We start from the raw sequence: 22976 nt of genomic DNA on the forward strand, positions 1-22976 counted from the left end.
CGGCAGGTGAGTTCAGGGTGGATCCGAGGTTTCGAGTCTTTACCTTTGAAAATAGACTTTAGGAACAAAAACTTTTTGGGCATAAAGTCTAATAAATTTAACGATCAGACTGCATCACAATCATGAAGCAAGTAACTCTTCTATTCGTACTTATGCTGGCCCTCAGCCTGAGTGTTTCAGCTCAAAAAGAAAAATGGACTTCCCTGTTTGACGGTAAAACGCTCACTGGCTGGAACAAAAAAGGGGGCAACGCAACTTACGCGGTAGCCAATGGAGAAATAGTGGGAACCACTATGGAGAACACGCCGAATACCTTTTTGTGCACCGATAAATTGTACGACAACTTTGTGCTGGAACTGGAATTGTCGCTCGGTGGCGAGATGAATTCAGGCATCCAGTTTCGCAGCAATGTGCGCAAAGGCAACGACGGCAAGGATGTCGTGTACGGCCCACAATGCGAAGTGGACCCCTCTGCTCGCGCCTGGTCGGGTGGTGTGTACGACGAACAACGCCGCCAATGGTTGTACAACCTCAACTTCAATCCCGAAGGCCAAAAGGCATTCAAAGGAAATGGTGCCTGGAACAAATACCGCATCGAAGCCATCGACGGCCAAATCCGTACCTGGATCAACGACATTCCTACTGCCAATCTGGTGGATACTTTGGTCGAAAAAGGCTTCATCGCCCTACAAGTCCACTCCATTGGCAACGATCAAAAACTGGCGGGTAAAACCATCCGCTGGCGCAACATCCGCATCCAAACCGGAGCCGACATCGTGGCTAAACCCATCAACAATTGCCCAATTATCAACCTCAAGCCAAACTCTTTGACCGAAGCGGAGAAAAAACAAGGCTGGCGTTTGTTGTTCAACGGCCAAAACATGGAGGGCTGGCGCTCTGCCTTCAAAACCACGGCTCCCGAAGCAGGTTGGTTGGTCAGCAATGGTGTATTGAGCATCCAGGGCAGCGACGGCTCAGAGTCGCGCAGCTTTGGCGACATTGTGAGCAAGGAAGAATTCAGTGCCTTTGAATTGACTTTTGATTTCAAACTCACTCCTGGAGCGAATTCAGGCGTGAAGTATTTTGTGAGTGAAAAATTCGACAGCAAAGGTGGCTCGGCCATCGGCCTGGAATACCAGTTGTTGGACGACGAAAAACACCCCGATGCTAAAATGGGCGCAGCGGGCAACCGCACCCTGGCCAGTTTGTACGACCTGATTCCTTCGTACAAACTGGACAACCGCTTCAAACGCAAAATTGGCGAATGGTGCCAGGCCCGCATCGTGGTCATGCCCAACAACATCGTTCAGCACTGGCTGAACGGCTTCAAAGTGCTGGAATACGAGCGCAAAAGCAACATTTTTGCCGCCCTGGTCGCCCGTAGCAAGTACAACACTTTTGAAGGTTTTGGCCTGAATGACAAGGGGCATATCCTCTTGCAGGATCACGGCAATACGGTTTATTACCGCAGCATAAAAATTCGTACTTTGTAGGTTCGTTTGCAACCACTACTGGGCATTTTGCTCAGAGGACATGAATAGCCCCTGGCTTTAGCCAGGGGCTATTCATGTCCTCCGCGTCTAAAAAATGTCTAATAGTGAGGTTTGAAACTACGGACCTGAAGATAAAAGCAATGAAAGTTGGTTTATTTATTCCCTGTTACGTTGACCAATTCTACCCGAAGGTGGGCATTGCAACGTTGCAATTGTTAGAGAAATTCGGCTGTAAGGTCGGTTTTCCGTTGAATCAAACCTGCTGTGGCCAGCCGATGGCCAACAGCGGGTTTGAACATTTGAGCCAGGATTGTAACCGCTTGTTCATCCAGAATTTTGCGGAATACGATTACGTGGTGGGGCCCACGGGTAGTTGTGTGCTCCACCTCAAGGAACATTTGCATGATGAAAAACGGGAAGCTGAGGCTACTGCCCTGCGTGGCAAAGTCTACGAGTTGTGTGAGTTTTTGACGGATGTACTTCAAGTGAAAAATCTGCAAGCCAGTTTTCCTCATCGGGTCGGTTTTCACCAGAGTTGCCACGGACAAAGGGGGCTCGGGCTTTCCCAAATGTCGGAACTCATGGCTGAACCTTTTTCCAAACCCGCCCAGCTCCTGGCACAGGTGCAAGGCCTGGAATTGATCCCACTAACCCGTACGGATGAATGCTGTGGCTTCGGGGGTACTTTTAGTGTGATGGAAGAAGCCGTATCGGTCAAAATGGGCAAAGACCGGGTGGCGGATCATTTACACAATGGTGCAGAGTTCATCACGGGCGCGGATATGTCCTGCCTAATGCACATGGAGGGGATATTGCGGCGGAGCGGGAGTAAGGTGCAGGTGGTGCATGTGGCGGAGATTTTGAATGGGATTTGAGGTAACTTTCAATATGTCAATCGTTTAATGTTTTCCATATACCCCCGACTCACCCGTACCACCTCCCCGTTCTGCAAAATCACATCATAACTGGAAATTTGTTTTTGAATTTCCTGCACAAAAGCCAGGTTGATGATCGCCGAGCGGTGCACCCGAATAAAACGGCGTGGATCGAGTTTTTTCTCTAAAGCCCCCAGGCCATAATTGCTGAGATAGCGCTGTTTGGAGGTGATGAGTTTGGAATAATCCCCTTCGGCGTCAATCCAAATGACTTCAGCCAGGTCGACGGTTACCAATTTTGCGCCGATCTGCACCAGAATCTTTTCAGGGTAAGTACTTTCGGGCGTCAGCAGGCTTTCGGTAAGGGATTGTACACTGTTCAGGTTGTTTTGCAGGGAATTTAAGGCTTTTTGTACGGCAATTGAAAAACGATCCCGAGTGTAGGGTTTGAGCAAATAATCGAGGGCGTGTACTTCAAAGGCTTTAAGCGCATACTTATCATAAGCCGTGGAAAAAATCACCAATGGCATTTCATCCAAACGGGTCAACACATCAAATCCATTCAACCCTGGCATTTGAATGTCCAAAAAAATCAAGTCGGGTTTAAATTCGCGAATCAGGCGAATGGCATCCACTCCATTGTTGGCTTCGCCGATGACGATCATGTCGGGGAAATCTTCTAGGTATTCACGAATGAGCTGCCGACCCGCCGCTTCATCGTCGATGATGATGATTTTTTGCATGTTGAAACTTAGCAGTGGGCAAACTTACAATTCAAAACTAATTTTTAAGCCCGAGGGCAAATTGTCTTCCAGGCGTAAGACTGTGCCGTACATTTTTTCCAACCTTTGGGCAGTGTTTTTCAGGCCGATCCCATTGCTCCAAATGGCCTTTTTGTCTTGGACCCCCACGCCGGTGTCGGCTATTTGGATCTGCAATTTTTCACCAAAGCGCTGGATTTGCACGCTCACCTGGCCTCCTTCGATTTTTGGTGAAATGCCGTGCCGAATGGCATTTTCCACCAAAGGTTGTAAAATCATTGGCGGGATTTTTTTGTCCAACACATCTCCGGCAATGTCCAGTTGCAACTGCAAACGTGCGCCGTAACGGGCCTTCTCCAGTTCCAGGTATTTTTTGACAAAAGTTATTTCATCCGCTACGGGCACCAAGTCTTCCTGCGTTGCTCGCAATTGATAACGAAAAAGGTCTGCCAGGCTAGCGATCATTTCCCGGGTACCTTCCAACTCCCTCGGTACCGAGGCACTGATGGTGTTGAATACATTGTACAAAAAGTGAGGATTGAGTTGAGCTTTCAGGGCCATGAGTTCACTTTGTAAAGCGAGCTGTTTCAATGCCGCTTCCCTGGCCTGCTGCTCTTTTACCTGCAGGTGGTAGCTGTAGCCATGCATGACCCCAAATTGGATGATGTACAACAAACTGGTGATGTAAATGTCCCAAATCTCGCCGTTGCCCCAAAGGTGCCCCATACCAAAATTGTCCGCCACCCAATAATAGCTTTGTTGCCAGCCCTTGACGTAAATGGGCAATAAAACAAGGTGCAACAAAATTTTGATCCAGATTGGCCAGTCCTTGAGTTTCCGAATCATCAGCCACCAAATGGGGATCGAAAACAACAAGCGCAGCAATTGTTCAACGATAAAGCGGTCATAGGGCTCGCCCCGGCCATCGGCAGAAATGAACACCGCATAGTAATAAAAAATGCCAGAGAAAACGTACATACTGAGCAGAACACTCAGCTCAATCAATGAAACGCCCCAAATTCGGTGCCGATACAGCTCTGCAAACATGCCTTCAATTTTTATTCAATGATAAATGTTTCCCGGCAAAAAGGTTCACAACTTTCCGATGAATGAACGTATAGAGCGATGAATGGAAAAACCCTTTCACTCAACGCCGCATTTGACCATTCGTCTTTTCTGCCTTGCTGACCCTGGTTTCCAGGACTAGTTTTGAGGCATTGAATCACTCAAAATCAGCCGACTATGTTGAAGTATTCCCTTTGGATCACCTTTTGTTTGTTCAGTACAACTTTTCTTGCTGCACAAAGTTCAGTGATGGGCCGAGTTGTGAATGCCCGCAATGAAACACTGCCTTATGCAAGTATTCAATTGAAAAAAAGCCAGGATTCCAGCCTCGTGAAAGTTGAGTACAGCAGCGAAAATGGTAGTTATACCTTTCAAAATGTACCAGCTGCCGAATATTATATCAGCGTTTCTATGGTTGGTTTCAGCTCTTACGATTCGCCCCAATTCAAGGTAGAAAGGGATAAAAACACTGCCCTTCCCGACATTGCCCTGTCTGAAAGCAAAACCGAGTTAAAAACCGTAACCGTAAGTGCCCGCAAAGCCCTGATTGAAGTCAAAGCGGATAAGACCGTTTTTAATGTCGAAGGCAGCATCAATGCCACCGGCAATAATGTGTTGGAGTTGCTCCAGAAATCCCCTGGAGTGATGGTGGATAAAGACGACAACATCATCCTCAAAGGCAAATCCGGCGTGATCATTTACATCGATGGTCGCCAGTCTCAATTGCAAGGCGCCGACCTCAATGCCGTGCTCAAAACCATGCAATCCAACGAAGTAGAAGCCATCGAAATCATATCACAACCTTCGGCCCGTTTTGACGCAGCGGGTAATGCAGGCATCATCAACATCCGCCTGAAAAAAGACAAACGCCTAGGCACCAATGGCAGTGTGAACATGGGCTACGCCCAGGGAATTTTTGGCAAATGGAACAGTGGGCTGAGCCTCAATCACCGCAACAAAAGCAGCAACTGGTTTGGCAATTACGCCGGCCGCTGGGCGATGGAACAAAGCTTCATCAACATGTTTCGCGAACAAGGCGAGTTTCGTTATGAACAGCGCTCCGTGGGCCGCTACCAAAGCGACAACAACAACTTCAAGGTTGGCGCCGACTGGTTTTTGAATTCCAAACATACCTTGGGTTTTGTCGTCAATGGGAACCTGAATGACGGCGAAAACCTGAGCATCAGCCGCACACCCATCCTGGCACTAAACACTGGCACCCCACAGAGTATTCTGGTTGCGAACAACATTTCAAGTAGTGTCCGCAACAATTTCAACAGCAATTTCAATTACCGTTTTGCCGATACCACTGGCCATGAACTCAACCTGGATGCCGACTTTGGTAGATTCAATCGCGACAACAACAGCCTTCAACCCAATACTTATTACGATGCAGCGGAAAAATCTGTCCTCTCCTCGCGTACTTTCCAGATGATCACCCCGGCGGAAATCTCCATTTATACCTTCAAAGCCGATTACAGTCAAAAACTGGGCAAAGGTAAACTGGGACTAGGTATCAAAGCCTCACTCGTGAATACCGACAACACCTTCAATTTTTATGACGTGCTGGATGGGGCTGCCCTGTTTAATACCCAGCGCAGTAATCTGTTTGATTATACCGAAAACATCAACGCTGCCTACGCTACCTATCAGCAACAATGGGCCAAATGGAGCCTTAACGCAGGGCTGCGCCTGGAAAACACCAACTCCAGAGGTGAATTGAGCAGTACTCAGCAAAATGAAGACGATCTGGTCAAACGGCAGTACACCAATTTGTTTCCCAGCGCTGGTTTGACCCACCAACTGAACAACAACAACAGTTTGGCGCTCAACTACAGCCGCCGCATCGATCGCCCAACTTATCAAACCCTCAACCCTTTCGTATCCCAACTGGATGAACTGACTTATGGCAAGGGAAACCCCTTTTTGCGCCCCCAATACACCAACAACCTGGAATTCTCCCACACCTATAAATACACCCTGACCACTTCTTTGCGCTTCAGCCGTACTACCGATTTTTTTGGTGAACTGAGCGACACCATCGAAGGCAACCGCAATTTCATCATGACCAGCAACCTGGCTACCGAAAACGTGATCAGCCTCAACGTCAGTTATCCATTTAACGTGGCCAAATGGTGGAATGTCTATGCAAACGTAAATGCCTATCGCAGCGTGTATGAGGCCAATTTTGGGGAAGGCCGTTTCCTCAATCTGAAAGCGACTGTGCTTAGTCTCTACGCCCAACAAACCTTTACTTTGCCCAAAGGTTGGCGCATCGAAACTTCAGGGTTTTACAATTCGCCTTCCATCTGGCGGGGTACTTATGCGAATCGGCGCTTTTGGGGTATGGATTTAGGCCTGCAAAAACGTTTGTTCAATGATAAGGCTACGCTCAAACTCACCTTTAGCGATGTGTTCAATAGCATGCAGTGGCGGGGCATTAGCCGTTTCAGCGGCCTGACTATTGATGCCAGTGGCGGTTGGGAAAGCCAGCAGTTTCGTTTGAATCTGAATTACAATTTTGGTAGCCAACAAATTAAGGCGGCCAGAAGAAGGAGTACAGGCTTAGAGGAGGAGAGCAATCGGGTGAATTGAGTAGTATATGGGGTTACGACACAATAGTCTCAAGCTTTAAGTGCAAAATAAGCTTCATCCTATTGCGTTGTAATCCTATACACCCACAATCATAACCCATGAACCGTTTATGTGCCGCAATGACGACCCTACTTTTTTTTGCAGGCTCCTCTCCCACCCTGCTGGCTCAAAGTCAAACCTATTTAGGATTCAACGGTTCTGGATGGCCTAGCAATTTGCAGGTCCGCGGAGTGCTTCAATGCTCCTGGGAACGAAAATTTGTGGCCAAACAACTTGAATTTGGTTATGTTCGCCGCGAAAACATCACCATCAGTAAGGCACTTCCCGATGGTAGTCACTATTTCCAACCATTAATGGGATCGATAGAAGGAAGCATTTTGTTAAAATTTGGTTTCAAGTTCGAACAATTGCGCATTTTTGCCATAGTTGGTCCATCTTTATCTCGCGGCGTGGAAGCAGAAGCCTTGGTGTCTTATGAAAATGGCGATGCGCTTCAGATGGTGGTTCCCTGGAAACAATTGGGCATCCGCCGTTGGGAATTTGGGACCTATCAGGGCTTGGGCATCGAAACGATTGGGCGCAATGGCGTCAAAATCCAGATTGATTTTCGGTATTATCTCGGATTGACTGATTTGTTGCCAGAAGAAAAAACGGCCTACAACCAGGGCCCTTTATTGGGCATCGGAATTGCCTTGCCCCTAAAACATTCAGATGAGGAATCAGGTCATTGAGCGATTTTATCCATTTGTTTAATTTCATTTCTGGAAATAATCCGCAGTTTTTTTCATCTTAGAGCTTGTTAACATTCCTACCTACTAAAAGACAAGCAATGAAAAAAATAGCACGTAGAAGGTTTATCCAGCAAATGGCCGCCGTGGCGCCCGTAGCTGCGATCCAGCCTTTCCACCTGATCAAAGACATGAAGGTCAGTCCTGCTGACAAAATTCGGATCGCCACCATCGGCATGGGCATCCAGGGGCATTACGATACCCGTGCGGCCTTAAAAAATCCAGATGTGGAATTGGTCGCAGTGGCTGATTTGTACAAGGGTCGTCTCGAACGCGCCAAAGCTGATTTTGGGCAGCAACTCTTTACCACTCGCGATTACCGCGAAATTTTGCAGCGCCCCGATGTCGATGCTGTACTGATCGTGACATCCGACCATTGGCATGCCAAAATTGCCATCGATGCCCTGGCCGCGGGCAAACACGTGTATTGCGAAAAACCCATGGTCAAGCAGATTTCGGAAGGGCACGGTGTGATTGAGGCCTGGAAAAAATCGGGTAAAACCATGCAAGTAGGCAGCCAACGGATTAGTGGCTCCGACGCCGCCGAAGCCCGTCGAATGATTGCCGCTGGCGAAATTGGGGCCATCAATTATATGGAGTCCAACAATGACCGCTTCAACGCCATTGGTGCCTGGAACTACTCCATCCCACCCGATGCTTCTCCCGAAACCGTGGATTGGGATACTTTCCTGGGCAATGCCCCGAAACTGCCCTTTGATGCTACCCGCTTTTTCCGCTGGCGCAATTACCGGGATTATGGCACGGGAGTAGCTGGAGATTTGTTTATCCACCTCTTAACCACAACTCATTATGTCACCAACTCAAAGGGACCAACTCGTATTTATTCATCAGGGGGCCTTTATCATTGGAAAGATGGCCGTGATGTACCGGATGTGCTGGTTTCGGTAATGGATTACCCCAAAACTGAACAACACGGGGCCTTCCAGGCGGTGTACCGCGTCAATTTTGCGAATGCAGGAGCGATCAACAACAGCACCCGCATCATCGGTGATGAGGGAGAAATCTTGTTTGGCAACGGTCGACTGACTTTGACCAAAAAGAAATTGCCCGTAGCTCCCGGTTATGGCAATTACGATAGCTTCTTCACTTTCCCCGAGGGCACTCAAAAAGAGTTTGTGAAACAATACGACGCCAAATATCCAGAGGATAGCCGCAAGGCCGAACCAGTCAAAGAAATCAAGTTTGAAGCGCCCAAAGGTGAAGATGGCCACGCCATGCACTTTGGCAATTTCTTTGAAAACATCCGCAAGGGCAGCCAGGGGACGATTGAAGACCCAATTGTTGGCTTCCGGGCTGCCGGACCGGCGTTGGCTTGTAACGAAAGTTATTTTGCACAAAAAGTGATCAATTGGGATCCAGTGGCGATGAAGGTGAAAAAGAAGTAAATTTGTTGAGGAGGTTGGCTGCCGCAAGCAATTTTGACAGTAATACTTGCGGCAGCTCAATACAATTCGCGCTATCCCTGGAATTTCCTAATCCTGGCGAGAAAAGAAATACCCCCGGCCGCCACCTGTACCATCCGAGCCGTAATAAATTCCATAACCAGCGCGCTTGATGAATTTTTGCAGGTATTTGGTATGCAGTTCCTGGGACTGCTTTACACCATTCACCACAAAGGCGTCTTCGGTGAGGCGGAATCCATTCAGGCTTTCCTTGTCTTTAACCAATTTATCACTGATCATTTCTTCGATGATACTTTTTAGCAAGGCCTGGGCTTCTTTGCGGTCTTTTTCGGCCTGGATGCGATCCTTCGCTGCTTGTTGCCGATCTACCTCGGCTTGAGCACGGTCTTTCTCCGCCTGCAAACGATCCCGATCCGCTTGAGCGCGATCTTTTATAGCCTGTTCGCGGTCACGTTTGGCTTGTACATCGTCCCGCATGGCTTGCTCACGATCCAAATTGGCTTGGAGGCGGTCTTTTTCAGCCTGTTGACGATCGCGTATAGATTGTTCACGGTCCCGCTCGGCTTGCAAACGATCCTTGTCGGCATGAGCACGGTCTAGTTTTGCCTGCTCCTGATCGCGCATTGCGTGCTGCCGATCTCTTTCGGCTTGTTGGCGATCCCGCATTGCTTGTTCCCGATCGCGTTCGGCTTGTTGGCGATCCAATTCAGCCTGGGCTCGATCGCGCTCAATTTGTTCATCTATTTCTTTGATCACTGGCTCATACTCGGCGTATTTGTCTTCACTCAGTTTTTCGCCATTCACATACATTTCCTGGATTTTTTTATCCACTCTTTTGATGCTGTAGGTTTTGCCATTCACGTCTTGCAAGAACATAATTTGTGGGCTACTGGCCGTGCCGCTGCCACTTACATTGACGTTGCTGAAGGAAGCAATGCGATTTTCACGGGTTGTCTGAGCCTGGGTGTTGTGCAAAGACAAAAAAGTTACTGCACCGATCAACAGGACTGTTGCCAGCAAAGAGATCTTCTCCATAATACTTAATGTTTTGTAGTTGTGGTGATTGAGAATGCGCTTTACCCGATCAAGTAAAGGCGCTTTTTGCCCGGCAAAGGCCAGGGCGTATCTAGCTCCATGAAGTTTATACTCTTGAAAAGCCACCAGGGCGTTGATGTACACAGTTTTGTTTTTCATCGCGGCGATGGCTAGGTCGTCACAGCAATTTTCCCGTTCCTGGCGGATGAGCTTGGACACCCACAGAAGACCAGGATTGAAAAAGAAGACGTTTTCCAACAAACACTGAATAAAATTGACCAGGTAATCACTCCTGCGAATGTGGGCCAGCTCGTGCAGCAAAATCGCTTCGACCTGTTCGGTAGGCAAATTGTTCAACAAACCTACGGGTATAAGAATTAAAGGTTTTAAAAATCCCAGCGCAGCAGGGCCTGTCACCAGCGCCGACTCCAACAGCATTACCCGCTGATTCACTCTGATTTGAGCACTCAATTCCTCCAGACGGTTCCGCCAATAAAGGGAAGGCTGGTAAGTTTTGTACCAGCGAAGGCGGAAAGCGTACCATATATTCAGCCCCATTTTGATGCTTTTTAGGCTTAAAATCAGGATCCAGACACTGACCAGGATTAGTTGATTTTGCTCAAACAAAGCACTTAGCCTGTTTATATTGGTTTTGAACCAACTTTGGGCTTGGGCAATTTGGGCTGAGTTGAGGATGTCCATTGGAACTGCCAAGGCATCCAAATATTTTATGTTGGGAATACGTCCTGCATATTCAAAAAAATTCCACTCAATGATGGCCGTGACCATTGTTCCGGCTACAAAAATGAGCATCAACGTGGCCAATAAATTATAGCGCAGCAATGCCTTCTGACGCCGAATAACAAGCAAAATAAATGCCGCAAGTAGGGCCATCGCAAGACCTTGCCACAAGGAATGCACCAGGGTCCAACTGATGGTTTTTAACAATCTTTCCGAAAAAATACTGGCTGCGAATATGCTGTTCATGTCGAGTTGGGTTAATAAAGTCAATCAACGTCTAATTCCCAAAAAACCTCCTACTGTGTAAGTCATCGAGGTAGTATGGTCTCCATTTGGCTTTCGGGTCAAGTATTTTTCCTGGTATCTTTTGGTTAGTTCCGGGGATTGTTTTTGCCCATTGACCCTAAAAATCTCCAAATCAAGGTGATAAGACCGCAAAGCAGATTCTTTTTTGATCAGTTTGTCCTGAACCATATCTGCTTTGAGTTCAGCTGATTTTTCACCACAGCAATTCTCGCCGGGTTGAAGCATCGTAGACCAATACTCCTGACTCTCCCTTTCAATTGCACTGGTTTTTGCTTTTACTAAGGCTTCCAGGCTATCCGCTTTCGCTTTAATTGCGGCACAGCGCTCCTGAACTTGCAGCAGTTCGGTGCGCAATTGGGATACTTGTGGTGAGTTCTTCAGGGTATCCGTAGTCTGGCCACAAAGTGGAAGAACTACCATAGTGATTAAGCTGATAAAGAATCCTAGCGCAGTTTGATCAATGTACTTTTTCATGAACAGAGGGTTTAAAGGGTAGGTTATTGATTAGGTTGAGAATTGTCTATCCGTTGCACATACACTTGTTGATTCGACTTTGTAATGCGGAGGTAATTGCCTTTTAATGGATTTAGAATGTACTTTTTTTGGTACTTTTCTATGATCGCGCGGGGTTGTTTTCGGCCATTCACCTTAAACGTACCTTCATCCAGTCGATAAGAGCGTAGCGCTTTTGCATCTTTGATGATGCCATCTGCAATCAGATCAGCACCGAGTGAGCTGATTACATGGTCTTGGAACATACTGTTCTTTGAACTTTGTGTAGTCAGAGTTGGCACCTTATCTAATGTTTGTTCTACTAAGGCTTTGATGCTATCGTACCTGCTTATTTCGCGTTCGTATTGTTTGGTAGCAAAAGCTAGATCTGCCTGTAGCTGGGCAAGTTCCCTTGTTGAAGTCGGAATGCTGTCTTTCAAGGGTAATTCCGCATATGCCCCCTTGGAATGAGCCACCGTTTCAGCCTGTAATTGTTGTTCAATTGAGTTTGAACTGGCTTGCTCAGAATAAAGGGTTTCCTGATTTGTTGGAGCTAAAATCACTGGCCTTTTTGCAAGCACATCCGTAAGAGATGGGCTTGAACTTTTAGTTTCTCGTAGGTCATTCACGGAAGTTCCCTTGGGTAATGTTGGCTTAGCCCACGTCAAAAAAACGCCTACCAACAGCAGCCCAAAGATCAACGCTACTTTTTCATAAACCTGTAAAGCACGGTAGTCCCGACGATTCAGGATGCGTTTGATGCGCGCCAACAATGGCATTTTGTTCCCACCAAAAGCCTGTGCATATGGAGGTTCTAGCCATTGGTACTCTTGAAAACGCAGCAGGGTTTGTGCATAAAGCTGCTCATCCTGCAGCACTTGTAATGCCAGGTCATCACAACAATTTTCACGTTCTTCTCTGATCCGATGCGAAAGCCAAAGTAGGGCCGGGTTGAAGAAAAAAACATTCTCGAGTACGCGTTGCAGGACATTTACCAGGTAATCACTCCGTTGAATGTGTGCCAACTCATGGAGCAATATAGCTTCAACTTCTGCTACCGTCAAATGATTGATCAAGCCAATTGGCAACAAAATCAAAGGCCTAAAAAAACCTAAACTGGCCGGTCCGGGAATGATTCCTGATTCTAGCAAACCTACCTTTTGGGTGATGCCCAGGCGTTGGGACAAGGCCTGTAAACGCAGGTTCCAACTGGGCTCCAATGGCTTGGTTCGAATGATCCTTATTCTGTAGACATAGGCTATGTCCAAAGCCATTTTGATGCTCTTGAACAACAAAACCAAAACCCAAACAAAGAGCAATAGCCCCTTGTATCTTTCAAACAGCTGAACCCAAGACTGGTTTTTGTCTAAATGAAAGGTCGCAGGCTCAGCAAATACCCTCAGTACAATGGCTCCATCATGCTGGAATTCACTAATCAACTCAGATGATTCCATGCTCTTTGTTTCGTGCTCACCCCATTCGGCCCAAAATGTCAAACTGGCCATTCCGACAAATAAAATCATTAGCCCAAGCAAAAGGTTGTATCGGATCCGTGCATTCAGATTGCCAGTTCCAAAAAACAAAAGCCCAGCAATAAAAGCTACAATTGCGCCTTGCCAAAGTGAATGGAGCAGTGTCCAACTCAGGGCATGAAGCAACCTTTCCGAAACGGTAAACGTTGCGAATAACGATTGCATAAGTCTTTTTCTTTTAGGGTTTTACAACTTGTTCTCTTCTTCCTTTAGTAGCTTCCGTATTTCATCCAGTTCGGCTTTACTTGCTTTTTTGTTGCCTAAAAAATATTGCAACAATTTGCTTACCGACCCTTTGTAATGAGTATCGACAAAATTTTCCAGCAAGTTTCCTTTGGTACTATTTTCCTCCAACGCCGCCGTGTACACATGTTTCATGCTGCTTTCATCCCGCAGTAGCATGCCCCTTTCGGTCATCAACTGCATCTGTTTCAAAGTAGAGGTATACTGTACGGATTTCTTTTGTGCATTCAAGGTATCATTGACAAAACGAACCGTACTGGGGCCATGATCCCACAGGACTTGCAGAATATCCATTTCTGCCCGGGTGGGCCCTCCTGTTTGTGCTGATTCTGGTTTGTTTGTTTTCATAACCCAAAGGTACGATTTTTATCGTACGTTGCAAGTAGTAGCTTTATTTTTTTCAAAAAAGTTTAAAAATATAGGCTTTTCGGGCGCTTTCATCCAAGTTCTATCCAGGAAAATCGAAATTTCAAGCTTTTTTGTGCATAAAAACTATTAATTTGCGCCAACAGAAATGTAAAGACACATGCAGAAAAGTTTACAAGCGCTTTTTGGCGTTCACCACGGGTTGGACGAAAAGAGCGTCAATTTTTTAACCCAAGCCTTAGAGAAGAACAACCTTCCCGGTTTCGACTACATCGAGTTCAAACAATCCATTGGCAATCTGGGTAGTTTAGGGATGGATGAACCCACCATGTTCAAGTCAGCTTATGCTACGGCTGCAACGGTTGGTTTGACCAAGGAGAAATTGTTAAAAACTGCCGAGCACTACAAAAATATCCTGACCACTGAAAAAACGCAGTTTGATGCAGCCGTGCAAAAGCAGGTCGATCAAAAGGTGCGATCCAAGCAGGTGGAGGTAGAAAAACTTCGGAAAATGATCGAGGAGCATCAAGCCAAGATCAAGGAACTGGAAGGTAAAATCGCTGCTGCTCAATCTACGGTTGAACAAGCCGATGACTTGATCGAAGCCGAGCTGGCCAAAATCGAAAACACCAAAAATGGGTTCGATACCACCTTGCGCGCCTTGATGAACGAAATCGATCGCGATATTCTGAACATTCAACAATATTTGTAATTTTGAGCGGACTCAAGAATTGAGTGCCACCAAAAACTCACCTAATCATGGCTGACGTTAAGTTTGAAAATCCCGAATTTAAACCAAAATCATTCTGGTCTCGTCCAGAAGGCACTACGGGTGCCATTTTTGGACTGGCTATTTTAGCAGGAGTAGGTTACCTTATTGCCAGCAATATTACTTTCCTCATTGGATTAGCTGCCAACACACTTACTTTGGCGCTGATGATTGTTGCATTAGTCGCCTTGTTGTATATGGTGCTCGATCCCAAGATGCGCACCCTCATTTGGTACATGTACAAAAGTGTGATGCGCTGGGTAACTGGCATGTTTGTGACCATCGACCCAATCGGTATCCTCAAGAACTACATCGAAGACCTGGAGGACAATCTGGCTAAAATGCGCAAACAAATTGGCGTTTTGCGTGGTCAAATGCGCCAGATGACCACCCTGATCGAAGACAACAACAAGGAGATTGAGTCGAATATGCGCCTTGCTGCTGTTGCTCGTGATCAGGACAAAGATCAACAAATGCTGTTGGCTTCCCGTAAGGCTGCCCGCTTGAAGGAAAGCAACGAGAAATACGCTGCCTTGCACCAAAAAATGGAGATCCTGTACCGCATCCTTTCGAAGATGCACAGCAACTCCGAAGTTTTGTTGGAAGACACCAAGGATCAGGTGAAGGTGAAGGAAATTGAGCGCAAAGCCATCCGTACCTCCCACTCTGCCATGCGTTCGGCCATGAGCGTAATCAGCGGCGATCCCGATAAACGCGCGATGTTTGATGCTGCCATGGATGCCATCACCGAAGATGTGGCCAACAAAGTAGGTGAAATGGAAAACTTCATGGAGATGTCTTCCAAGTTGATGGATTCCATCGATCTCCAAAATGGTATGTTCGAAGAACAAGGTATGGCCATGTTGGAAGATTGGGAGAAAAAGAGCACCTTGATGCTGATGGAAGGCTCCGGTAAAACTTCTTCTGCTGAATCTTTGGATCTGGATAGCTTCAAAAGCCGCCCGGAGAAAGAAGCGAAAGGGGATGGAAATGATTACAGCAATCTTTTCAATAACTAGTAAGCAAAAAGCGAAAAAATAAAGGGGGAATGGCGATTGTGTCGCTTTTCCCCCTTGTTTTTTTAATCCGCTTCCTTAGATGCCCCTTAGGTGCCTTTGGTTTCTTAGGTGGTGAAAAAGAAAAAACTTGCTCCGCAAGGAGCTTTTCACCACCTAAGAAACCAAAGGCACCTAAGGGGCACCTAAAGTAAGCGGATATTATTTCACAACTCGGTTTTGGCTTTCAGGGTGGCTAAATACTCTACCAAGTCGACCAGTTGTTGCTCATTAAAACCTTTGTAGAGCCCTTCTGTCATCAAGGATTGGGGCATTTCTTCCATTTTTTGCACATCGGCCATGGGGTATGACCGGGAAGTACCACCCATGATCCGCAACTTCAACTCGCTAGCCGTTTTGCTTTCCACTATGCCTTGCACTGTTGAGCCATCCTTCAACGCCACATTAAAACCCTCGTAACCATAGTTGATTCCAGAGGAAGGATAAATGATCGCATTATAAAGCGCCCCTTTGTCCAGTTTGGAGCCAATTTCGGTCAAAGCGGGACCAAAATTCACGCCACTAGCTCCCACCTTATGGCAAGTTGCACAATGTTGCAAAAAGACCGCCTTGCCCGATGCTACTTTGCCACTTCGGCCTTCCAGCACCGCCACCGGAGGCAAATCACTTCCCATTTCCTTTTGCTTTTTGGTCAATAATTCCCGTGACTTTTTGCGCACATCGGTGTTCCAGGCTCCAGCCAGCGATACCAAACCTTGCATCGCCAAGACCTCGGGCACCTGATTTTTTTCAAACAAACCCAACAGATAAATTTGCCCGTCCCAAGTACTATTAAGGCAATTTAGCGCTGCCCGCCGAACTGCAAGCGGGTTGCTTTCAGCCAGGTATTGCTGATAAATTTTGAACAAAGCAGGATCATTAACCGGTGCCAGTGCGTACAGAATTTGTTGCGCTTTTGACTCATCTGCACCTTTGAGTTGTTGCAGCAAGAGTGGCATACCTTTGTTGGCAACCAAAAGACTGGCGGCTTGGCCACGCAGGGCTTCATCCTTGTTTTCCAGCGCCATTTTGAGCAACTTGTCGTTCTGGTTTTTGACTTGCAAGCGGCCTAAAAGGTCGAGGTACTCCACGCTGCCTTCCAGTTTGGGCAATACCTGTTCGGCCAAAGATTTTAGTGTGGTCGACTGTTGATAATAAGCTGGATCAATCGAAAACAGGGCCAGGATATTGATGGAATCCTGCATTGGGTGTTGGGCTTGCGTCAGACTCTCGATCAGGTCATTTTTAGTTGAATCCGCATGAAAATGCAAGGCCCGGAAGTACTGTCGCAAGTCAAAGGCTTTGATCCTTGGATCCAGGATCATCTCTTTCAATAATGGCAGCGCCTCTTTGGAACGGCTGCGCCAAACCAGGTTTTTGCCCGCCTCTGTATTCCATCCTGAACCAACTTTCTTTTTCCAGGCTGAAAATCGACTATCAGCTTGCAGGTCAGAACCTATGCCCAAGGCTTCCAGGTACCAACGATCTTGCCCATCGTACTGACTGGCCAAATCTGCCCATATCTTATCGGCCTCAGCACCTTTGGCGAAGCGCAAAGCTAGCGCGGCTTCGCGTCGAACCTGGGCCGAAGGGTCTTTGGTCACACTTTTAGCCAATTGAGCGATTTGATTGGGCAACACCTGTCGGGCCAAACGTAAACCCACGATGCGAATATCTGGATCAATGTCCTCAAGGGCTGCTTGTACATAAGTTTGGGCCTTCCCTTTCATTTTACCCAAAATCCACAAGGCGCGGGCCCGTACCCGGGAATTGGTGCCATTCCAGAGTTTGAGCAAACCCGCTTCAGCACTGGTTCCCATGCTGCGCAACGCATTCGAGGCTTTGGCTTGGACGGCGAGATTGGGATTCTGGAGTGATTCAATGAGCTGACCTTCGGTTTCAAAACCGGGAATGGCTTTTTCTGGCTGGTATTTGCGGCCTTTTTTGCCCGCGCTAACCCGAAATATCCGCCCACGGCCAGTGTCTCCAAATTTGTGACCTCCTACCGCGGGATCGTACCAGTCAGCAAAAAAGACCGAGCCATCCGGGGCCACTGTTACATCTGAAGGACGGCACCATTGGTCTTTACTTTTGACCAAATTGAGCACTTCGGCACTGTAGCCAGCGCCATTCGACTTAGCCGGATAAGCGCGCACGACATTGTGCCAAGCCTCAGCGTGGAGCGGCTGATTGTGGAAGGCCTCGGGGAGCATCTCCCCTTCGTACACCGTCATTCCGCAAGGGGAACCAGAACCGGTTTGTAAAAGATTGGGCACCACGCCTGGGTCATTCAAATGCCAGTGACGCAAGGGGATTTCAGATTCCAGGTTGATCCGGCGATCGCCCCACCAGGCACCGGTCATTTGATCCGTGTAGCCGTAGTTGCCGTATTCCATGACGTAGTTGATACGTACACCCATGTTGCCATCGTCGTCGTTGTCGGATTGCCAAAGGGTGCCATAGGAATCGGGGGCTACTTCGTAGTTGTTGCGGAAATTGTGGGCCAATACCTCCAGGTTGCTGCCATCGGGGTCGCAGCGAAATACCATACCCTGGCGATAGGGCGCGCCCTGGTCATTCACCGCGTTGCCACTTAGGTCCATCACGGGTTTGCCATGGCGATCCATGATTTGTCTGCCATTGTTGCCAAAGTTGAAGTACATTTTGCCATCGGGGCCTTGCACAAAGGCGTGTACAGCGTGGTCGGATTGCACGCCGCTGAGCCCGGTGAACAGGGTATCTCTTTTATCGGCTTTGTCATCACCATTGGTGTCACTCAACAAAAACACATAAGGGCTGCAAGAAACTATGGCCTGATTGTCTACCGCCCAGATGCCAAGTGCAGCATTGACGTCGGTGCCTTGGTAAAACACGGTGCTTTTATCGGCTTGGGCATCGCCATCAGTATCTTCGAGGATGAGGATGCGGTCGCCTTCTTTGCGTTCGGGGTTTTCGGGGTTGTGGGTATTGCGGTAGTTCAGGGCTTCACAAACCCACACGCGGCCTCGTTCGTCAATGTGCATGTTGGTGGGGTTGATCAGCATGGGCTCGGAGGCGAAAAGGGTTATATCGCAACCATCGGCTACCTCCATACCGTAGACGGCGTTTTCAGCGAGGCGTTTGGCGGGTTCGTCCAGTTTGTCAAAATCGATGGAAGGAGCAGGAGGGGCACAGGCGACGAGCAAAGCGAGCAGTGCGCAGTAGGCAAGTTGTTTCATGTTTGTTTATTCTGATGTTGGTGATGGGATGAAAATAGGGAGAAAAGAGGATAGTGGTGTTTTTTTTGGGGAGATTTTTGCGCTTGGAGACCATGTGTGTTGTAGAGGATAATTTGGACGCCATTGTGATTTTTAAATTGGAAATAAAATAGATATTTTGTGAAGAAAAAAACTTGATCCTATGTCGGAAGAAGCTCAGTGGCGCATCAAAATGGCTTTAAAAAATCAAGCCAAGAGCCTGGATTTAAGCTATTGTAATTTAGTGGCATTACCCAAAGACTTAGAAGCCTTGATTTTATTAGAGGAATTAAGTCTGTATGAAAATAGTAATTTAAGTGATTTAAGCCCCCTGGCCAACTTGCAGAACTTGACTTCGCTTTCCGTTTTCAAGACTCAAGTGAGCGATTTAAGCCCCCTGGCCAACCTGCAGAACTTGACTTCGCTTTACGTTTACAATACCCAAGTGAGCGATTTAAGCCCCCTGGCCAACTTGCAGAACTTGACTAAGCTTTACGTTTACAACACCCCAATCAGCGATTTAAGCCCCCTGGCCAACTTGCAGAATTTGACTACGCTTTACGTTTTCAAGACCCAAGTGAGCGATTTAAGCCCCCTGGCCAACCTGCTGAACTTGACTTCGCTTTACGTTTTCAACACCCTAATCAGCGATTTAAGCCCCCTGGCCAACTTGCAGAACTTGACTTCGCTTTCCGTTTACAACACCCTAATCAGCGATTTAAGCCCCCTGGTCAACTTGCAGAACTTGACTTCGCTTGACGTTTCCAACACCCCAATCAGCGATTTAAGCCCCTTGGCCAACTTGCAGAACTTGACTAAACTTTCCGTTTTCAACACCCAAGTGAGCGATTTAAGCCCCCTGGCCAACTTGCTGAACTTGACTTCGCTTTACGTTTTCAACACCCCAATCAGCGATTTAAGCCCTTTAAAATTAATCATAGAGAAAGGAATTTTTGTACACAATGAAGGATCCACAAATAAGAAAGGAATTTTTGTAAAGGACTGCCCTTTAATCAATCCTCCCCTTGAGATTATTGTAAAGGGCAACGAAGCCATCCTTCGGTATTGGGAACAAATTGAACAACAAGCGGGAACCGTAGAACTTTACGAAGCCAAACTCATTATCGTTGGTGAAGGAGGCACCGGAAAAACCACCCTTTTTGAAAAGCTCAAAGACTCAAATCATCAGGTGGGCAATACCCCGGAAACACATGGTATCAACATCCACGAAGGGCTACCTTTTCAACACCCGCACATTGGTGAAAACATTTTTCACGCCAACCTCTGGGACTTTGGTGGGCAGGATTTACAATACATGACCCATCAATTTTTTCTCACCCCCCGGGCATTGTACGTCCTGATGATGGATGCCCGTCGGGAGTCACCCAATCTGGCTTATTGGCTCAAGATCATTGGTTTATTGGGGCGAGAAAGTGAAGATGCCGTGGAAAAAGTGAAATTGTTATTGATTTTCAACAAACGGAGTAATAGCACTGGTCAACCACAATACCAAGACATTTTAAAATTTTATGAAGAAAGTATTGATGCCTATTTCCTGGAAGTAGATTTTGCGCTCAATGACTACCGTTTTGAAAATCTTCAAAAAGTCGTCTATGAACATTTGGTAAACCTGCCTATTGTCAAATCCCAATTGCCACGTTTGTGGAAAGATGTCAGGGAGGATTTGCGGGTCGAGTCCAAAAATGAAAACTATATTTCTACTCGCCGCTTTGCAGAAATCTGCTCAAATTACAAAATTGACCAAGAGGCAGATCAATGGTTACTCAGCGGCTATTTGCATCAGTTAGGCTCTCTTCTTCATTTCCAAAACGATCGAGGCTTACGTAGTTGGGTTATTCTCAATCCCCAATGGGCGGTGGATGGAGTCTACAGTTTTTTAACTGATGAAACCATCATAGGCAATTACGGCCATTTCAAAGAATCAGCATTTATCCAATTGCTCGTCGGTAAAGGCTATTCTCGTGAAGGTGCAGATTTGATTTTGCAACTCATGACCAAGAATAATTTCGACATTTGTTACGAAGCCAGTTTTGGGAGTTATGTAGCTGCACAATTGCTACCGGATACAGCCCCGGAATATCCCTGGTTCCCCAAAAACGTCCTACAATTCCGTTACCAATACAAAATCATGCCCAAAGGTTTGATGTCGCGCTTGATTGTGCGGCTCAGTGCTGACCTCGACCGACATCCCGAGACCAACAAACAAATCGTCTGGAAAAAAGGGGGCGTTTTTCGACTAAAACTCAAAGAAGGTGAATGTCGGGTACGCCTACGCGAAGACGATGCCGAATCCAAAGCGGGCCTGCGGCAAATTCTCGTCGATGTTATTGGGGAAGCTGCTGCGCGTAAATACGCCTTGCATAAAATCCGCGACGAAGTGGATGACCTGCACCGCAAATGGTTTCGCAATCTCAAACCGGATGAAATGGTGCCATGTTGTTGTTCGGAATGTATTGTCAGTGAGGAGCCACAACTCTACAAATTGGAAAACCTGCTCAAAAAAAGTACAAAACGCAAAGACACCAGCTGCGACTCTTCTGGTGAGGATGTACTCATTCAAACCCTGCTGGAAGGCATTTACGATGACCAGGAAATATACAGCATGAAGCGTGAACGTTAGAGAGACATAGCTACCCACATTCCCTCAAGCTTTAAAAGTATTGTGTTCCTTACGTTTTTTCGATTCTAATTTTCGCCCCATTCAAAAAAAAACTATCTTTGAAAACTGGTAAAAAAACTCCATTTCATGCCAAAACGAGTATTCATCGGATCCGCCCAAGCAGACGCCTCCCACGTAGAGACCCTAAAAAAACACTTCAAATTATATGAGCGCCAAAACCTGATCCAAATCTGGGATGAAAGTATGATCATCCCTGGCGAAGTGCGTAACAGCAAGATTGAAGAAGAGTTACATTTAGCCGAGATAATATTGTTGTTAATCAGTTCGGATTTATTGGCTGAAGATTTCATTTGGGGTACTGAAATGAATAAAATTTTGGAAAAGGTCAAACGCAAGGAAGTTCAACTCATTCCCATTCTGGTGCGGCACAGTGACTTTGCAAACTCTCCTTTTGCCATCTATGCCGCCGTACCCGATCGGGATAAACCCATCAGCAATTACAACAACAAAGACGAAGCCTGGACGATTGTTGTCGAACAGATCAAACGCAGCATTCAATCCAGACCGACTCCTTCCCCTGAGCCTCAAAATTCAATACAAAGCATGATTCCTCAAACCCTCATTGACGATGTCAACAATTTAATTGGAAAAGGACATACAGACAAGGCACTCGATGCCATCATTCGTTGGGCTCATGCCAACAACCAAAGCCAATTAAAAAGTGACGCGTCGATCATCAAATCCAGCTTAGAAACCCTCAAGCGGAATGAAATGTTGGGGATGTTGTCGTTTGCGGAAGCCGGAAGGGAGTCCACTAAAATCAATTTCAGTATAATGAATCTGTTGAAAATAGATTTGAACCCTCCAAAAACCATCGAACCTCCGATTGCTGTGCCTCCCGTTGTTTCTTCAACCTCCAATGACAAGTTGAAGATTCTGATGCTTACCGCCAATCCAGCAGGCAGCTATCAACTTGAGTTGGAAAAAGAACATTCTCGCATCACCAAAAAACTTCAAGAAAAAACGGAACAATTTTCATTGGTTGTCCATCATGCCGTCAACAATACTGAATTCAAAGAATTAAATGAAATAGCAAAACCCAATATCCTGCATTTCTCGGGGCATGGCGATTCGGATGGGATCATGTTACAAAATGACGATAAAAATGGGTCTAAGCTACTCACTGCAAATGCTTTGGATGCATTGTTTGAGTATTTTATCGATGAAGGTATTCTTTTTAAAGCGGTGGTACTTAATGCCTGCTACTCTGAGGACCAAGCTAAAGCAATTGCCAATCACGTCCCTTATGTTATTGCCAGTACAACGGCAATAAGTGATGAAGCTGCCATTGCGTTTAGCGTCGGGTTTTATTTCAAATTAGATGCCCAAGGGGGAAATATTGAACAATCCTTCAGGTCTGGCAGGACCCAGGCAGTGACCACTGGTGCTGAAAAGTCATATTTTGCTTTGTTTAAAGGTGGTGAAAAAATAGAAGCTTAAGCTTTAATATTATTGAAAAATTGAAAAAGATGTAAGCGTACATTCACTTTTTTCTATTC

General features: G+C 46.7%; 16 protein-coding genes. 9 read left to right on the plus strand and 7 right to left on the minus strand.

Features of this window, described 5'->3' with window-relative positions; all coding sequences use genetic code 11:
• Positions 1–122: 122 nt before the first annotated feature.
• Positions 123–1493: a 3-keto-disaccharide hydrolase gene (locus tag ACO08K_RS24460; protein ID WP_421799111.1), complete on the plus strand. Its 1371-nt coding sequence runs from the start codon at positions 123–125 to the stop codon at positions 1491–1493.
• 140 nt (positions 1494–1633) lie between these two features.
• Positions 1634–2368, plus strand: a complete 735-nt coding sequence (locus tag ACO08K_RS24465; RefSeq protein WP_421799112.1) for a (Fe-S)-binding protein — start codon at positions 1634–1636, stop codon at positions 2366–2368.
• An 8-nt stretch (positions 2369–2376) separates the two neighbouring features.
• Here the strand turns inward: ACO08K_RS24465 and ACO08K_RS24470 are convergent, their stop codons facing one another.
• Together ACO08K_RS24470 and ACO08K_RS24475 are read right to left on the minus strand one after the other, a co-directional pair.
• Positions 2377–3111: a LytR/AlgR family response regulator transcription factor gene (locus ACO08K_RS24470; RefSeq protein ID WP_421799113.1), complete on the minus strand. Its 735-nt coding sequence runs from the start codon at positions 3109–3111 to the stop codon at positions 2377–2379.
• A gap of 24 nt (positions 3112–3135) precedes the next feature.
• Positions 3136–4176 carry a sensor histidine kinase gene (locus ACO08K_RS24475; protein ID WP_421799114.1) on the minus strand — a complete coding sequence of 347 codons (1041 nt, stop codon included), beginning with the start codon at positions 4174–4176 and terminating at the stop codon, positions 3136–3138.
• 195 nt (positions 4177–4371) lie between these two features.
• Between ACO08K_RS24475 and ACO08K_RS24480 the strand changes: the two genes are divergently transcribed.
• The 3 genes from ACO08K_RS24480 (at position 4372) to ACO08K_RS24490 (ending at position 8983) form a co-directional block, all read left to right on the plus strand.
• Positions 4372–6789: a TonB-dependent receptor domain-containing protein gene (locus ACO08K_RS24480; RefSeq protein ID WP_421799115.1), complete on the plus strand. Its 2418-nt coding sequence runs from the start codon at positions 4372–4374 to the stop codon at positions 6787–6789.
• A gap of 98 nt (positions 6790–6887) precedes the next feature.
• A complete protein-coding gene (locus tag ACO08K_RS24485; protein ID WP_421799116.1) occupies positions 6888–7520 on the plus strand; it encodes an outer membrane beta-barrel protein in 633 nt (210 codons plus the stop codon).
• A gap of 98 nt (positions 7521–7618) precedes the next feature.
• Positions 7619–8983: a Gfo/Idh/MocA family protein gene (locus ACO08K_RS24490; RefSeq protein WP_421799117.1), complete on the plus strand. Its 1365-nt coding sequence runs from the start codon at positions 7619–7621 to the stop codon at positions 8981–8983.
• Between the two features lie 87 nt (positions 8984–9070).
• Here the strand turns inward: ACO08K_RS24490 and ACO08K_RS24495 are convergent, their stop codons facing one another.
• Genes ACO08K_RS24495 through ACO08K_RS24510 form a run of 4 tightly spaced genes read right to left on the minus strand, consistent with a single transcriptional unit; the run spans position 9071 to position 13698 of the window.
• Positions 9071–11023 carry a M56 family metallopeptidase gene (locus ACO08K_RS24495; RefSeq protein WP_421799118.1) on the minus strand — a complete coding sequence of 651 codons (1953 nt, stop codon included), beginning with the start codon at positions 11021–11023 and terminating at the stop codon, positions 9071–9073.
• Positions 11024–11047: 24 nt separating this feature from the next.
• Positions 11048–11557, minus strand: a complete 510-nt coding sequence (locus tag ACO08K_RS24500) for a hypothetical protein (protein WP_421799119.1) — start codon at positions 11555–11557, stop codon at positions 11048–11050.
• Positions 11558–11580: 23 nt separating this feature from the next.
• On the minus strand, positions 11581–13272 hold the full coding sequence (locus tag ACO08K_RS24505) for a M56 family metallopeptidase (RefSeq protein WP_421799120.1): 1692 nt from the start codon (positions 13270–13272) through the stop codon (positions 11581–11583).
• 21 nt (positions 13273–13293) lie between these two features.
• Positions 13294–13698 carry a BlaI/MecI/CopY family transcriptional regulator gene (locus tag ACO08K_RS24510; protein ID WP_421799121.1) on the minus strand — a complete coding sequence of 135 codons (405 nt, stop codon included), beginning with the start codon at positions 13696–13698 and terminating at the stop codon, positions 13294–13296.
• A gap of 178 nt (positions 13699–13876) precedes the next feature.
• Between ACO08K_RS24510 and ACO08K_RS24515 the strand changes: the two genes are divergently transcribed.
• A complete protein-coding gene (locus ACO08K_RS24515) occupies positions 13877–14428 on the plus strand; it encodes a hypothetical protein (RefSeq protein WP_421799122.1) in 552 nt (183 codons plus the stop codon).
• Positions 14429–14475: 47 nt separating this feature from the next.
• Positions 14476–15504: a PspA/IM30 family protein gene (locus ACO08K_RS24520; protein WP_421799123.1), complete on the plus strand. Its 1029-nt coding sequence runs from the start codon at positions 14476–14478 to the stop codon at positions 15502–15504.
• A 203-nt stretch (positions 15505–15707) separates the two neighbouring features.
• Here ACO08K_RS24520 and ACO08K_RS24525 read toward each other — a convergent pair whose 3' ends face one another.
• Entirely contained in the window at positions 15708–18758 is a 3051-nt protein-coding gene (locus tag ACO08K_RS24525) for a PVC-type heme-binding CxxCH protein (RefSeq protein WP_421799124.1), read from the minus strand.
• A 181-nt stretch (positions 18759–18939) separates the two neighbouring features.
• Between ACO08K_RS24525 and ACO08K_RS24530 the strand changes: the two genes are divergently transcribed.
• Both ACO08K_RS24530 and ACO08K_RS24535 read left to right on the plus strand, forming a co-directional pair.
• Positions 18940–21417 carry a COR domain-containing protein gene (locus tag ACO08K_RS24530; RefSeq protein ID WP_421799125.1) on the plus strand — a complete coding sequence of 826 codons (2478 nt, stop codon included), beginning with the start codon at positions 18940–18942 and terminating at the stop codon, positions 21415–21417.
• 126 nt (positions 21418–21543) lie between these two features.
• A complete protein-coding gene (locus ACO08K_RS24535; RefSeq protein WP_421799126.1) occupies positions 21544–22917 on the plus strand; it encodes a CHAT domain-containing protein in 1374 nt (457 codons plus the stop codon).
• The last annotated feature ends 59 nt before the right edge of the window (positions 22918–22976 follow it).

This window comes from Haliscomenobacter sp., from assembly GCF_965225875.1.
Classification (GTDB): domain Bacteria; phylum Bacteroidota; class Bacteroidia; order Chitinophagales; family Saprospiraceae; genus Haliscomenobacter.